1 protein-coding gene (only partly in view) is annotated in these 17,245 nt (G+C 66.3%); it reads right to left on the minus strand.

All 17,245 nt of this window come from inside a single coding sequence — locus tag AB0C34_RS18780, alpha/beta fold hydrolase (protein WP_357074110.1), on the minus strand. Of the gene's 109,890 coding nucleotides, 15,759 precede the window and 76,886 follow it; the stretch shown corresponds to coding positions 15,760-33,004 — codons 5,254 (complete) to 11,002 (partial); the first complete codon in reading order (the gene reads right to left) occupies positions 17,243-17,245. The start codon and the stop codon both lie outside this window.

Below are 17,245 nucleotides of genomic sequence, written 5' to 3' on the forward strand. Positions count from 1 at the left end.
CCCACGCGATCGTCGCGAGGTTCGCGCGTTCATCGTCCGTTAGATCCGAACGCAGCAACAACTCCCGCACCCGGTCGGCGGTCAGCTCGGATCTGTCGGCTATCTCCCACTCCGCCAGACGATCCGACCCGACCAGGATCTCCAGCATGTGCTGCTGATCGTTCAGCTCGTTCTGAAGGCCCATGCGCACGGGATGGTCGCGGCGACCCGGCTGAAGTTCGTTCGCGTCGGGAAGGTTCCCCAACGGATACTTGTCATTTCGACTCGGCGGCGGCTGGTCGGCGAGCTCCTTCAGCGCTTTCTTGGCATCGTCGCGCAGCTTCTCGACCCGAGCCCGCTCACGCAGCAGGTAGTCGAAGCGGCGCACCCGCTCGTCGAGGCAATTGGTCTGCGCGGCCCAAAGCTGGTACTCCTCACCGAGTTTCCACAGTATAGCCAGGTCGGCAATCCGACCGATGAAGTCCGGCCCGTCCGAGTCGTCCGAGTCGGCCGCAGCGAATACCGCCTGGTCGAACAGTTCCCGCAGCCCATCGAGTTCGAGCGGGTCGAACGGCGCAACCAACACCGTCGGCTCGTCCTCTGGGAACCGCTCACGATGCTTCGTCACATACGCCGCACAGGCCTTTTCGAACTGCTCACGTGCCACCGCACGACGCGCATGCCAACGGCGCAGGTTCGTTTGCTGCGCCTCGATCGCGCGAACACGCCGCCGCAGTGCGAGCAGCTCGGTGACAGCCATCTCCATGGCGTGCCTGCGCAGCCACTGATCGGCGAGATCATGCTGGGTGTTCGCCTTACGCCCTTGGCCGAGACTGTCACGCCACTGTTGCACCCGTTCCGGAGTCAGCTCGACGTGCTTCCAGAACTTTCTGTCCGTCGTCTCGATCTCTTCGCCGAGCGTCGCGCGATGGCGGGACAACGTTCGCTCGGTCTTGGCGCCGACCTTCGCCGGGTCGACACCGAACTTGCGCAGCGTTTCGAGCAGTGCCACCTGCTCACGCTCGGCCTGCGCACTGTATCCCGGCAACTGCCCACCTAGGGTGTATCGGGAACCCGCGACCGACGCGTCGACGCCGCGGAACAGTTCGTCGAGTTCCGCCTCCCAGTTACGCAGCTTCTGGTCACGTCGCTCGACCCGGGCGTTCCAGCCCAACAGTGCCCGGCTCTGCGCGGCCTTCGCCGCCAGCTCGCGTTTCGCCGCCCTGCCCACACCGATCGCCGGCGCCGCGGCCTGGTCGGCGTCGGCGCGCAGCCGCGCCACCATCCGCTGCCCGAACCGCGGCTGGAAACCGCCGGTCAGATCGCAACCATAGTTCTTGGCCACGTCGTCGAGCCCCTGGCCCGGGAGTACCGGTTCGGCGCGAAGTTCGCGGATGTTCAGCGACAGCGTCGCGATTCGAGCAGCCTGCTCGGCCAACCGACGGTAACCGCCGATGGACCCAGCAGACTGCTCGAACAGCGCGTACGCGTCGAACAGCCGGTCTTCCAACGCATCGACCCGAGCGCACCACTCGATCAGACGACGCAGTTCGCGCACCTTCCGCACCGACCGGCGCTTTCCGTGGAACCGCGCTTCCGCCTCGACGATGACGTCCCGCAACTCGTCGGAGAGCGATTCCTCGGCGAGCCGGACCCGCAGATCCGCCCGCTCCTGCTCGACCCGGATGTCGTCGTCCAAGTCCTCCGTCGACACACCGATCAGCTCCGCCAGCTCTGCTCGGCGGTTGGCAAGATCCCACTCCAAGGCCCGGAAAGCCGGTCCCCCGGCCACCAGCTCGTCGACGTTCCGCCCCAACTGCTTACGCGACTGCCGAATTTCAGCAAACACAGTGCGGCGCAGGGTAACCAGCGTCTCCGGCAGCGAGCCCGCCTGCACCTGCTCAGGCGCGGGCGTGCCGGCCAGCTTCCGCAGGAATTTCCCGACTCCGCCTGGTCGGCCATGCGCGTGCGCGGCGAAACTCTCCGGTCCATCGCCGCCGAAGGCATCGAACACCCCCTGCCCCACGTCGAAACGAGCACCCTTGGGCAGCCGTTCGGGGACGAACGGCAGCGCACCTGTCGCATCAGGTGGTTCAGGCGGCGGGGGCGCGAGGTCCACCGCTTCCTTGTCGAAGTGCTGGATGAGATCGCCGCTGGTCGCTGTGGTGACGGTCAGGTGGTCGCCGACCAACTCCATGGTCACGGTGCCGTCGGCGTCGACACGCAGCCCGCTGGTGCGGTGCGACACCTCGGCCAGAACCTCGGTGGCCTGCCTACCCCAGTCGGGCAGGAACTCCGGGATCAACCGCATCGCCAGCGGCGGCCGAGTCAGCCGCTCCCGCACCAGATGCGTGCGCACCGTGACCACCACACCGTCCGGGCCGTGGATCACATCGACATCCACCAGTGGACTGCCATCGCTGTCCCGCACTCGGACACCACGGCCGTTGTCCAGGTCGACCACCGGCGCCAGCTCAGCTCCGTCGCGGCTCAGAGCCGCCCGCAGCACGGCGAGCACCCGAGCCTGGGTGTTGGCGTCCGGCCGCAGCGCCGCGTCCAAGGTGTCCTGGATCCAGGCGAGCTTCCTGGCCTGCGTCTCGACCACCAAGGCGGTCGAGGCCTGGGCGGGCGCACTGTGCTCTGCAGAGCCGTCCAGGGGATCGAAAATTAGCGCATCGACGAGATCGCCTCGTAGCCACGCCAGCCACCCCGCGCTGGCGGACGGCGAGGGCGGCGGTCCACCCGATGGCGGCGGAGGTGGAGTAGCAGGAGCTGCTGCCGGCTGTTTCGGCGGATCGTTGACGGAATCCCATGCCGTGCCGTAGAAGGTCTTCCACTCCGCCGCCAGTTCCGCGAGTGCCGCACTACCGACACGCTCCTCCGGTAGTTCCGGGATCGCCACCCCAGCATCTCGAAGATGCTGCGCGACAATGAGTTTCCGCGTGAGAGCCTCGGCCTTCTCCGCCGACATCATCTGGATGTAGGCCTCGCGCGGCTGCTGCAACATGGCTCGAATGGTGCCGTTGACACCACGCCGGTAATGGTCTTCGACGTGGACCGAACCCTCCACCAAAGCCAACATCACCTCGCCGTCCGACGCCCCGGAGTCGACGACCAACGTGTTGTCATCCGGGTGGTAGCGAGTCACCGCGTGCGACTCGAACACGATGCGCACCTGGTGGTCCAACAAGACCTGGTTGGCGTCTCGCCCGATCTCGCTGCTGCGGCGCAACACATTCCGAACCTCGGGCAGTGACGCGTCGATCCTCGCGCGTACCCCCTCGGCAGCAGCAGAGATTTGCGATGGCCGAACCTTCGGATCGTAGTCCGGACGTTCGATGCCGGTGACCCGCACATTCCCGTGCGAGTCGACCGCGAGCAGCAAATACTCGGTGTCGATGTCCGAATCGGGGGCCAGCTCCGGTATTCCCGGCTCGGCTGCCGCGACCTCCGCCAGGATTTGCACATGATCCTTCAAGGTGGAGGCAACGATTCGCCGGTCTCCCGGAACGAGCAGAACATGATTGCCATATATCTGCCCGCCTTGACGGCTCCGCCGCGCCAGTACGTCACTCGACGCCAGCTCATCGAGTTCCCGCAACGTGTTCGTCCGCCGCGAGTCCACCTGTCTCGCACGCGCCATGACATCGGCGCTGACAACCTGAGCATGGTCGGCGCGTTTCCTTTCGGCGAGTCCCGCATGCCCTCGCTTCATGGATTCCGGCGCGCTCATCGCGCCCAGTAGCAGTCTCGGGGTGAGTTCAGCCATCACCGTCTTGAACTCGCGTCTCGCGATCACCTCATCTCGCGCCAATAGCCGAAGTCGCGCCACGACCGCAGTTTCAGTGGGTTGATGCACGTTGTCACCGATTAGGTACTGCTTCTGGTACCGATCCGTGTAGAAGCTGGGCCGGCCCGCCGTTGGCGCAGCCAGGAGCTTTTCCAGCTCTTGGATCCCGGCCTCGTGTCCGCTCTCCACCACCTGATCCCGAGGGGTACCGGCCGTCGCTTGCCATTCCTTCGCCGATCTCGCCATGGCATACACCACAGCCATATCGGTATGAAGCTTGAAGAAGTCGACCTGATAGCCGAGGTCCTCCAGCTCCTGCAGGAAACGGTATTCCGCGGCGAATGCCTCGGCTTCCTCGCGGATACCCGCGGCAATGAACTCGGCCTCCGTCTGTGTCGCGGCGTTCGAGCTCCGACGCTCCGCAAAGGCCTTGGCATGAACGATCTCATGAATCAGCGTCAACACCTGGATAATCAGGCCACTCTGCAAGGTAGAGACTTCGATAGAAAAGTCCCGTGCCAGAAAGCTGCCCACGCCGTCGGGGTCCGATATCTCGGTCTTGTAGGACACCGCCACCGGACTGTTGTCGAGGAACTCCGCGAATGTGCGGCCGAACGCGGTCTGCCGCAACAGTGATCGCGCAAGCCGGTCATGGTTATCCAGCGCGTAGCCGACCTGCAGCGGCCGGTCCGCGATCCGCGGTTGCTGGCCCGGCTCCAAGCGCTCCGCCGGGCCGCCGACGAGTACCGGCGTGCCATCCGGGCGTCGCGCGTTGCCCGCGGCCGGGCCGCGGAACACGATCGCCTCGATCCGCACCGCATTCTGCGGCTGCTCCCACTCCGCCCACTGTTTCAGCACACCGACCCAGCCGTCGTGCTCGAACACCCACACCCGGCCGTCCGCGCCCTTGAACACCTCGATCTGGTGCCCACCCTGGTTCCCGGGACGCTCGAATCCCACGATCACCAGGCCACCGTGGTCCGCCACATGCTTGCGGACCTTCTCGAACGACTCGAACTTGCGTTCCCGGGTGTTCGCCTCCACCCCGACCGCGATCCGACCGAAATCGACACCCCGCGCCGCGATATCCACGTCATCCAGCGGCAGCGGCGCAACCACCTGCACCCCGAGCTGCTCGGCGAACCACATCCCGATCGGACCACAGTTCCGGATCGCCGGACCGGCCTCGCGCGCCGCCACCGCCGCCGGATCCGAGCCATCACCCACCAACGGAACCGGCGCCCCGGAAATCTTCCGCCCCACCGCTTGAACAACGACACCCATATCCGACACCGCATCGGCGTTGCGACCAGCATCCGGCCGCGTCGACGGCGGCGAGTCGAGCTGAATCTCCGCTTTCTTGTCGAAGTACAGCCCCAGATTGCGGCGGACGCCCTCGTGGGTACCGTGGACGACGACGTCCAGGTGACCGTCGACCAGTTCCATGGTCACCGTGCCATCCGTACCGACCAGCAGGCCCTGGGTGCGGCGTAGCACCGTGCCGAATACCCGAGTCGCTTGCCGCTTCTCCCAATCCGGCAGGAACACCGGCACCAGCCGCTGCGCGAACGCGGCCCGGTCCGGGCGATCCCGCTCCAGGTGCGTGCGCACCGCCACCACATGGTCCGGCCCGCTGGACACATCAACATCCAGCAGCGAACTGCCATCGCCGTCGAGCACCCGGATGTGGTGGCCGTCGTGCTGAACATCCACCGGCGCGAGCGCCGCACCGTCGCGGCGCAACGCTTCCGACAACACTGCGGCGATGCGATCCCAGTTGTCGGGGTCCAGGTTCAGGGCCGCGCCGAGCGTATTCCGCAGCCAGTCGAGCGGATGGGCCTGCACCGACGCGGCCGGCCGCACCGACGGCTTCGCCGTGATTCCATAGTCCCCAGCCACCGCAGCGCGAGATCCGGAGCCTTCCCCGTCCACCTCGACAGAGGAAGTTCCAGCCACTTCACGCTCAGGCCGCTGGACGGTGATCGAGCCGTCCTTACCGATGTCCACCAGCAGAAGTGGGTTGTCGTATCCATCGACGACCTGAAGGCGGTGAACGGGTTCGGCAGTTGTCCCCAACCTCCTCGGCTGTCCGAGGTAGGCGCCGGCGCCCAGCGTGTCGCCGATCATCTCGATCAGGTCAGCCCGGTCGGCGTCGTCGAGATTCGGTACCCAGGCGACCATCTCCTGCAGGCGCGCCAGTTCGGCGGCCGAGGACTCCGTCAGACCATGGGGCGGCTGATCCAGTCGCCGGCTTACATCTTCCTGGTCGTGGAACGCTCGGATCGCGAAGTCGGCCTCCACACACTGTGTGCTCAGTTGGCGCAGCCGCAACGCATCTGCCGGCGACAGCGGACTATCCAACAGTCGTTGTGCGTGCCCCAGCAAGGCGGCGACCTGGCTCGGGGTGATCCGATCCGTCGTCGTGCCGAGGAACTCCGCCAATGCGCCATATGCCTTGTCACGCTGGTCATAGGCACCAATCACCCCGAGCAACAGGTTGACTCGGGCGTGCCACCGGTTGTAGGTGTCGATCCGCTCGACCACCATCGCCGATTGCGGGTCGACCGCGCGGCGCAGCAGTTCCAACGCCGGCGAGGTCGGTTCATGCTCGAGCAAGGCAGCATCCGACATGCCGGAGAGAGCGGCCCGCGCCTGAGCCAGCTGGGCCTGCGCCTGGGCGAGCTCCGCGACCAGCACGTCCGCCTTGACAGGTTCAAACGGCAGTCCGATGGGCACGCCGCCATGTGCCTTGTTCCAGAACCCGCGGTAGAACTCGGTGACGGTTTCCCCGGAGCCGCGCGATCCAACGGTCTCGATAAGTGGCCGCACCGCCGCACGTCCAGCCAGGAAGGCCGCGAGGTTGCCACCCGATGCCACCATGTCCTGCCACGGCATCCGATGCGTGCCGTCCGGCAGGGTCCCCGAGAGCAGCACATCGTTGCCGCCGCGTGCGGTCGCCTCTTCGAACGCCATCCGGTAGGAGTGCTCTAGTGGGCTCTCTTCGAAGTTGTGTCCCGCCGCTCGCAGCTGCCGGACCGCCTCGGCCGCCAACGCCCGAACATCCCACTCCCGCTGGAACATCGTTGCGATGAACTCCGGCCGAGTCGAGTGCATCAGCTCCTGGACAGCCTCCACTCTGGTGCGTTCGAGTTCCAGCTGAACCTGCCCCGCGCTACGCACGATTGCCACCAGCAACTCGATGTCGGACTTTCCGACATCAAGTACCACTAGCCCCTCGGTCGGGTAGTACCGATCGTCCGCGACATCGAGGCGGATGCGGATTCCGTTGTCGATCAAGAATTGATCGACCTTCTGGCCCATCTTGGTCGCTCGCAGCAGTCGCAGCACCCCTCGCACTCGCCGTTCGGAGGCGTGTCCGGCCAGATCCAGTACTTCGATCTCGGCCGGCGGGGTCAAGAGAGTCGGTTCAGGCAACTCGCGTGGGGCGACCCACATCCGCCCGCGGACATCGACATGTACATGCAGGCATTCGACGGTGATCCCCGCTGCCTGGTGATCACGGATCAGAGTGTGCAATGCCTGGAAATCGTCACCCTCACCCCACACGACAACCAGTCGATTGCCGCCGATCAGCGCGGCCTGATCACCTGAACGCTGCCCGGGCTCCCGCTGGAGCAGACCGTCCACCACGTCACGGGTGACTCGAGCGGTGAGCGCCCGCTCGGCGGCGCGCACCCGCGCTTCGGCTCGACTAGACCATGCGGTCAGGTCCCGAATAATCAATGCACTGTGCGCGCGGCGACGTTCGTCCCACTTCGACCCCGGGGCAGTCGGCCCCGCAACCAATCGTTCGATCTCCCGGCGGGCCGTTCGCTGCAGATTGCGCAGGTCCCGGTCTGCGGCGTTCATTTCCAACGCCTTCAGCCGGATTTCGGTAGCCGCTTCGCTCGAGGTCGCCCGCCGGATGTTCTCGATGGGATGGTTGTTTACCCAGGTCCAGTGCTCCAGGTACTGCGCAGTCAAGTAGCCGGACGCCTCGAGCTCTCTCTGCAGCGCACGGACACCCTCCTCGTGACCTATGGCCACCAGTTCTTTGTTGGTGCTTTCCGGATTTTCATTCCGTGCTTCCTCGATGGCCTGGTTGCGGGCGTCCGCGTAGATCGGCACATACCACTCGACCGGAACGTCGTAACCACGCGCCGCCATCCGCACATCGAAAATCGCATTCTCGGCGAATGCCTCGGCTTCCTCACGGAGAATTTCGTAGAGGAATGCGGTTTGTGTCAGCGCAGCGGCATCCGGAGTCTCGCCGGCGAGGTACTTCGCTCTGTGTTTCCTGTTCTCGTGACGCTGCGTACTCGCCTGAGCCAGAAGACTGAGTCCACCCGTGGCGATAGTGGTCGTCGCTTCGCTCGCCTCGAACAGGCCGCGGTCACCCTGCTCCCTGCCGAGAACATAGCGGGTCTCGATCAGGCCGTCACCCGGCAATACCACGGGTCTCTTACCGTTATCGGCCTCGTCGTGCAAAGCCTGGATCAGATCGCCCGGTGCATCCGCCACCAGCGCACCCAGCATCGCCGAGCCGGCGTTCACCGGCTCGGCGCCTTCGGCGAGGGCCAACGGCGCAATGCCGTCGCGACCGATGACAATCCTTCCCACCACACCGGCGCGGGCGCCGACCTTGTGTTTCCAGACGGCGATCTCCGCGCCGCGAATCAACCGCCCTTCGGCGCCGCCGATGAGGATCGGAACCCCGAGTTCGTCCTCGGAAGGGTCGAAGACCGCATCCTCACCGAGCCGCAGATCCGCTATGTCCCGATGTGCGGCGCTGAAGCGTTCATCGACCTTGAAATACAGCGCCGCGTGTCCGAGCCCCTTCCAGTGGTTGATCGCCAGCGCGGCTATCCCGCCGTGCTCGCGCACCTGCCTGATCGCCTGCTCGATGCCATCGACCCCGGTACTGCGCGGACCCTCGTCGAAGTCCGCGACAAAGCCCTTGGCGAACTGTTTCTCGGAAATCCCTTCGCGCTCAACCTTTTTGGTGTGCCGGGTCGCCTTCATCCGCGGGTCGGCCTTCGACCCCAGCAGCCAGATACCGGCCTTCTGAACCTGGATACCGCAAATCTTCGGAGCGTCGACCCGACGATGCTTCAGCGCACCGACATCCGATTCCGATACGCCGTCCGTGACCACTGTCCCGGACCGACCGGCGATCGCGTCCCTCGGCTCCGGCCCCGGCTTCCCGACGTAACCGGTTTCGGCGATGATCGCCCGCACGCGCTGTGCGGTGTCATCGCCCACCATTGTGCTGGTGGCGCCGCGCAGCACCCGGTAGACGGTCTCGGGACTGCAGCCGGCCCGCCGAGCGATTTCCTCGACCGTCATCGGGCGCAGCAGATCCCTGCCCGCGTAATCGTCCCGGAGCTCCGGTGGGAGTTTGTCGATCAATGCCTTGGCGACCCGGTTCAGGATCTTGTTGACCGTGGCGCGGTGCTTCGATTTCCGCTCACCGATCTGCGGGGGCGTGTGACCCGCCACATACAAGTCGAAGCATTCGATCTCGAAGGGATCGATCCCGCCCAGATGCGGCTCGACCATGGCTCGGTCGTTCTTCCACACCGCGGCCACCAGCTCCAGTGCGTCGCGGTTCGCACCGCGACGCGGGGCCGCGAGCGGAGCCGCCGCGATACGCACCGTCGGAATCGGCGACCACCGCGGCGCGGTGCCTGCGCCCGGGACAGCGACCACCCCTGGCCGGCGGCGCAGCAGCCCGATCCGTTCGGCGGCTGCCATCACCATGGCCGCGATCTTCGGATCACCGGTGTGGCTGCGATCGAGCACCCGACGAACCGTCTCTACCGACACGCCCACCTCGGACGCCACATCCAGTACCGCAGCACGACGCAGCTTCCCCGCACTCAGGTACCGCTCCCGAATTCCCGCCGGAATCCGCGGAGCGATCCGACGCGCGATGTCATGGAGCACGCGATTCACGGTTGGTTCGCTGAGCCGCATCTCGGTGGCGACCTCGAGCTGTGTTCGCTGTTCCGGACTGAAATACAGGTCGAAGCAGGTCCGTTCCCGATCCGAGAGCAGGGGAAGTTTCCGTACCACGATGTGCGGCAGATGCTCGTGCACCGCCTCCACCAAGAGCAGCTCTTCGACGCTTGTCAGTGCTGGTGTGTCGGTGCCGCGCTCTGCATCGCTCACGCTGACGTCGGCGAGCATGAACTCGATCGTCTCGATGACCCGAGTCACGGGGGCCTCGTTCTCGAGTTTCTCATTCAGAAGCCACAACTCGGCCAACGGATCCGTCGGATCCATCGGACGCCACAGTGCGCTCAGCCGCGGAACCGCCAACAGCCGAGCCAACTCTCGATCCGATTCGGCAGCCGCCTCGCGCCGCGCCGCCACGAAAGCCTGCAGCATCCGCTCACGCTGTGTCGAGTGGTCGACGCTGGTAGCCGATACCGTCGCATTCGCGGTGGCCCACTCCAGCTCGATCCGCTGCCCGAGCCACCGCGGGAAGTTCGCCAGTTCCCCCGCCCGTACCGCTCGCGCCCAGTCGGTGGCGGTCATACCCCGCAAATGGTCCTGCAACACCTGCACCGCGGTGCGCAGCCGAGCCCGGTTGATTCCCGCCGGGTCGATACCGAGGTGTTCTGCCAACTCGCCGACCAATTCCACGTCATTCCACAAGCTGAGCGCGGTGAGCCGCCCGCTTTCGGTGTCGCCGGGTGCGGCGCCGACGCGTTCCGGGATTTCGTCGGCGGGGACCATACGGTCCTTGCCGGGCAGGAACGGGACTTCGGCGTTTCCGTCGGCGTACGCGCCATAGCCGAAGATGCCGCGCAGGCCGCGGCGGCTGTGGCGCATCATCCATTCCTGGGCCGCTGCCCATCCGATGATGGGTGGCAGTTCCTCCCCGTTTTCGTCGACATCCCAGATGACCGGTCGGTCCTGTTCGTCGACCTCGGCGTAGAACACGTGACCGATGCCTTGGACGCCGCGGTAGAGCAGCAGGCCCATCATCGCGCCGCGGGTGGCCTCCTCTTGCGCGGCGGGCACGTCCTCGATGCCCTCGCGTACCTCGGGCGAACTCGTCGAAGGACGGCCTCCCCTTGGTCGGAGCGGGGGCGCGAGATGTTCGAGCAGATCACGCAGGGATCGGAACCGCTGTCGGTCCGCGTCGCCGGCCCGGGCGACCCGAACCTCGGGGACCCCGGATGCTTTGACTGCCTTGGTGTCAGCCAACGCGGTGTTGGGTGGCGGCTCCTGTCCCCGGTCCGCGCGGTAGGTCCGGAACCGTTTCGTCGCGTGCACGGCACAGTTCAACGGACCGGCATGCGGCGGCGACAAGGGGACCTTCGCCGTGTCGCCGTTGCGCGGAGTTTCGAGGCCGTCGGCGAGTTCGGCTGTGATCAGCGCGAGCTGCTCGTCGAGCCGTTCCTGCTGCTCCGATGCCGCCGCCGCGCGGACGTCGATCAGCTCTATCAGCCGCTCACCGCGGCTCAGCAACCAGTGCAGACGCTTGTCCGAGCGGTCACGAGCATCTACGGCATGGGTCAGCTCGCGCACTGCGAGATACTGCTTGGCACGCTGGACGCGCGGGTCGGTCCACGTCAATTGTGCAATCTGCTTCCGCAGGAACCGCGGGCTCAACTCGGAGGGGAGCACGCCGAAGTCTTCGGCCAGTTGGCGGTGCAGCGTGGTGCGCTGCACCGCCAACGGCCGCAGCGCCGGGTTGAGGCCGCGTGCCTCGCGCGGGAGCTGGTGGAGCTGGTTGTCATGGGTGCGCCGCACCTCGATTACCTGCCGCCGTTGCTGCACCTGCCTGGCGTGGACGTCGCGCAGCTCGGTGAGCAGCGCATCCTGTACTCGCCACGCGTCGGGCACGGCGATCTCCCGGTCGTCGACCATGCGGCGGAAGAAGCGGGTTTCGGCGTCTGCGATCTCGAAGTTCGGGACCAGAAAGTGCAGCCGAAGGATCTTTTCCCGCACCTGCTCACCGCGCTCCGCACGGCGCAGCAGCAGCTCGTTCAACTTCTCGATCAGCGGCCGATTCACCCCGTCGATATCGACCACCGTGTCCACCATGTCCAACTCCCCGGCAAGCTCCGCGATCCGGGCCGCCAGCAGCTCGCGGCGCAGGACAGCGACACGCAGTTCCCGCAGGACGTCCAGGTTCGCCCAATGGTCCGGGCCGCGGGTGATCAGGGACTTCAGGTACCTGTCGAACCTCTCGACCCGGGCATCGTCGAGGGTCCGTGTCTGGCGTGGCTGCCGAGTGCTGGCCGCGGCGGTGCGCCGCCGCTGGATCTCCCTGGCGTGGTTGGGGAACCAGAAGTAGTCGTCATTGTCGGCGGCCGAATCGATCTCGGCGGCCACTTCGCCTGCCGCAATGAGATGGTGCAGCGCCGCCGCGCCGGCGCCCATGCCGACCAGGTTGTTTTCCAGGCGTTGCGTATCCGGATGCAGTGTTCGCTCACCGGCGACGGCCGCCGCGATCTCGCGGGCCAAGGCGTTGCCGTCGGCCTCGGCCGTATCGACTTCGATGCCCGCGGGACCCAGTCGGACGACAGCGAACACCGTCGTTTCGCGGTTCCGCTCTTCCACATACTCCGTGACGATCTTCGTCGTGAGCGCGCCCAGAAGGGCCTCTTTGCGCACGGTCTGCGTTTCCAGCAGCTTCCGCTTCTTCGCAGTGGCCGTGCCTTTGATCGCGAACCGGATCTCCACTCGATCATCCGACAGCTTCTGAACACCCAATAGGAGCGCTGAAGTCCCGGGCGCGGTGGACTGCAGCGCGGTGTCCAGGATGCGAATTTGACGTTCGGCCAGGAGGAATTCGGTGTTCGGCCGGTCCAGTGCGGCGCGTCCCGCCCCGTCGCGCGCCCACTCCGGCCAGCCGACGAAATGCAGCATCTCCCGCGGGCAGTGCCGCCGGAACGCCGGACACACATAGCCCGGCAGTCGACGCCAGATCGCGGCGTTGCGCGCCCCCAACTGCCGTGCCTGTTCGACCGTCATGTCGTCGTGCAGGACCAGGTCCCGGACGCTCGACAAGCCCTCCCAGCGCAATGCGGTCTGCACGATCGTCGCATCGTCACCGGCCTGCGCGGGCGCCCGCTCGTCGACCTCTTCGGTGGCCGCAAGTTCCAGTGTGTGCGGCGGCAACTGCTCCAGCAGAGGGCGCGCGTCCTGCACCATCTGCGCGCCACCCTCGTGCACGACCAGGACGAGATCCAGTTCCGCCGCATCGAGTTCCGCGATCAACCGCTCGATATCCCAGCGGAGGGTGGCGCTGTCCGCCCCGGACCACCACGCCGAGACAATCGGCTGATCGGGTGTGGCCTGCGTCAGATCGGTCAGCACCGTGTCGACGGAATGCGCGGTACTGCGGTCGAAGACCACGTCGAACCGACGGTTCTCGTCCACATGCACGATCAGCTTCGCCCGCTGCTGCTTGACCCGACGCCTATCGCCCGCGATGAACATGGTGCGGTCTTCGTGGCCGAACAGCCGGTGTCCCCGCAATGTCAGCGTCGGATTACCCAGGTGTGTAGCCCAGCGCTCGGCCATCTGCAGCCGATGCTCCCAATCGGCAATTTCCCGGAACTGCCACCGGTCCTCGCCGGTGAACGCACCCTCACCGCGCCGCAGGGTCTTCGCGATCTGCGTCCGAGTCAGCGCGTCCGCCATCGAATCCGACAGATCCGCCGCGACGGCCACCGTCTCGTACCCGGTGTGGCCGGACAGGTAATCCAGCAGCAACAGCTGGTCCTGGCTGGTCAGGCCGTGCCATTCCCGGTCGAGCAGCGCGGGGCGCTGCCGCTGGGCCTCGGCCGGTTCCAGCCCGACAACCGCGGCATCCACCCGCTGTCGCAACTCCAGCCACAGCTGCTGCGCCTGGTCGTGCCGCTGCTGACCGTCTTCCTCGGACAGCAACTCGGGCAGCGCCGGTCGAGGTTCGACGTACTCCGGCTGCGCGACAACCCGACCCGCGATGGCGACATTGTCGTAGTCCAACCCCGCGACCGCCTGGGACTTCCCGTCGACCAGCGCTCGCCGCGGCGTGCCGCCCTTCATGATCTCGAACCCGGCGACGGTGCGGATACCGCGCTGCTTGGCAGCCCATTGCAGGAACGAGGTCCATTCACCGTCGTCGAAGACCCGCACCTCGCCATTCGCCGAATCCGGGACCAGCGTGCCGTCTTCGGATTCGATCCAGGCTCCCTCCCACACCAAGCCCACCGCATGCTGGCCCGGCTCGGCGGCCTCGACGAGACCGCGCTGCGCCAGCAGCAGCACGACACCGTCACCGGTGTTCACGACATGCTCGGCGGCCTGATAGATGTCCCGATATCCGAATCTGCGGTAGTCCGCGCGCAGCACCAGCGGAGCCCCGGGGGCGAGCACCCCTTGTGTCCCCACCCGGGCGCGGCGCAGTTCTTCCGGTACCGCCTCGGTGCCGCCTTGCTTCGTGTACACCTGCTTACCTGATTCGATCAGGCAGTCGGCAGCACCGTTGCTCAAATGCCGCAAGGCTTTCGCGGGCGGCTTCTCGTATTCGACCAGATCTTGGAGAGAGTCCTTTTCGATCAGCTGATCGACATACTCGCCCAGCCCCCGGGTCAACGACAGATCGATGCGGGCAAGTTCAGCGGTGAGCCGGTCGAATTCACGCACGTCGTCGATCAGCCGCTCCAAATCACGGAACCGGTTGATCCGTCCGGTGAGCCCGTCGTCGAATCGCCGCTGCTTGCCCAGCCGCGTCAACTGTTCGCCAGTCAGTTCCGTCGCCACGAGACCGGCTCGAACCAGCTCCTCGCGGCCGATGTCGTGCGCTAGGTCGCGCCGCTCGTTGCGCAGGAATCGGCGCAGCTGCCCGGCTCGCTCGGAATCCGGTCCCAGCCAGCCGAACTCGAATCCGCCGCGGTCGACTATCTGCTGGTTCAGCACATCGCGTTCGCGCCGCAACCTGAAGAACTCGCCCGCGATCGTGGTGAACCGGAAGGCGAGTTCCTCCAGCCACTGGATCCGCCGCTCCCACAGCTTCCGCTGGTCGGCCAGCTCGAGCAGGTCGGAAAGGATGTCCTCGACGATCGCCAGTTCCGCCGCTTCGGCGTCCTGGTTCCGCCGTTGCTGCGCGGCGCTCAGAAGAGCTGCCAGTTGCTTGGAGTCCGGTAGGCCGCGCGGCAACCCGAATCCGAATTTGTCGAGCAGTCCCCGTTGATCATTGTCGAGATCGGGGTCAGCGAGGGACCGCGTCGCCACCAGCGAATGCGCGTGCGCACGCGACAGTTCCGCCCGCAATCGCTCGATGCCCGCGATCCGCTCGTTCGCGGTGACATAGGCGGCCGCGTCCGGGAGCACCTGATCCAGCTCGAGGACTTTCGTCGCGGCCGCGCGGTGGGCCGGGTCGTAGCGGCGTTCGGTCAACATCGCGTGCAACCGCACCACTCGGTGCGGGGTCAGCTGGTCGGCATGCCCACCCACCAGCGACGCCAATGCCTCAGCGGCCGTTCGCCGTCGGACTCGGAGCACCGACAGCCGTCCTGCGTCCAACCCGACCGGCTGGACCTCCACCCCGTCCTGCGCTACCAATTCCTGACGCAAGAATGCGCGCCGGGCCGCATCCGCGTCCGCGAGCGCGAGCAGATCGTCGCCGACGACGACCGGAGCGCTGTCTCGCTCGTGTTCCCGAAGCATCCGAACCTGGTCGAGTACCTGCGCCAATTGCGCGTCGAAGTTCTCGTTGTTTCGATGCTGTATGTCCGCGGCCGACTGGGTACCCGGGTCGCCCAGCTCCTCCTGGGCGCGGACGACCCGAGCCAGTTTGCCCAGTTCGACGACTTGCTGGATGAGTTCCTCGAATTCCCCATCCTCGACCACACCCTGTTCGTTCTGCGCTTGCGCGAAATGCAACAGGATTTCCAGCTCATCGATCTTCCCCGGCCGCGTGGCACACCGCTCGACGTCTTCGAGCATCGTCATCGCGTCGCTCAGATCGACGCAATCCTTGGCGAGACTACGCAGTTCCGCGGTGGCCGCAGGGTGCTCGCTCACACGTCGAGCGAAGTGCGGGAGCGTTTCGTCCTCGCTCTGCGTCGCACCGATGACATCGCCGGCCAGCTCGATCAGATGGTGTCCGAGCCCATCCAACACGCCGACCAAATGCTCGCGCAACAGGCCGGGCTGCTGCAACGCTTCGGCGGTCACACCGCGGTTGGCCAAACGGTCGTTCAGCGCCGTGATCAGTTCCGGACGCCGTGCCCGAGCCAGATGCCGCATGGTGTTCAGCTCACCCAAATCGACCACGGCGGCGGGCCGAGCGACCGGCGCATTGCTGGACTGCTTGCGCTTGCCCCGCAACACCCGCGGGGCATGCTGAGCAACCCAGGTCATGCCGCGTTGCAACTTTTCGTCCGGCATCGTCTGCTGCCGCGGCAGACCCCGGAACGCGGTCCGATGCGGATCCAGCCGTTCGTCATCCGCGGCGAGATGCAGGATCAATCTGCGTTCCGGCTTCGGCATGATCAGCTGGATCTTCCGCTCCGGATCAGTACTGTCCGGACGCTCTTGCGCGAGTTCGACCAGGAAGCCCGCCAACTCGCGCGAGTTGTCGCCCTGCCACACCACCACCGCGACCGACCGATCGCGGCGGTGCCTGGCCGCGAACTCGTCCACGGCCCTGCGCAAGCCGCTGCGCTGCGTCTCGGGCTTGACACCACGGTAGATCAACACCACGACCTTGTCGGCGGTGCGCGGGTCACCGATCCGGAAATGCGTGGTGGGCGCCAGCGACCGAGTCTCCAGCTTCGGCGCGCCGGGCAGATCCGCGACCCAGTCCTTGCCCCGCAAGAGGACTTCCGTCGGGGTCAGTCGCTGCGACCCGGTGCCCGGGATGAAATGCACCGTGTCGACGCCATGACCGGCCAACCGAGTGGCCGCGGCCTGCCATGCCTGAATGCCGGGAGCGTCGCCACGGCACACGAGTTCGATGCTCGGCGGCTCGTCATCCTGTCGCGCCCGCGAATCCCTGGCCCCACGGAACGCCGAAATCCCGTGCACCAGAGCGGCGCTTGCCGCCATCTCCCGATCGAGCACGGTCGAGACGGCACCGTGCCGGTGCCACACCCTGGTGGGCGCCACCCGGCTGGAGCGGTTCTCGGCGGCGGCGAAGTCCGCACCGACGTGCACAGCGGCGGTCAGCTCGGCCCAGGTAGTGGTGGGTTCCGGCACCAACGTGATCGCATCCTGCGCGAACAGTGCCTGGTCGCTGTATTCGACCGCGGTGCAACCCGGGCTGCCGAGCCCGGACTTGCGAGGGAACGACAGCAGATGGAACGGAACACCCATCTTCGCGGCGCGTTTCTTGCCGATCTCGTTGATCCTGTCGACGGCCTCGAGTTCGGCCAACCGCGCCTGGTCGTCCTCATCGAGTGGGCCCGCCGCCAAGAGTTCGCGGTGTTCCCGGTGTAAGGCGTACTCGTTCAGCTTGTTCCGGATCGA

Source organism: Nocardia sp. NPDC049220 (genome assembly GCF_040647855.1).
Taxonomy (GTDB): domain Bacteria; phylum Actinomycetota; class Actinomycetes; order Mycobacteriales; family Mycobacteriaceae; genus Nocardia.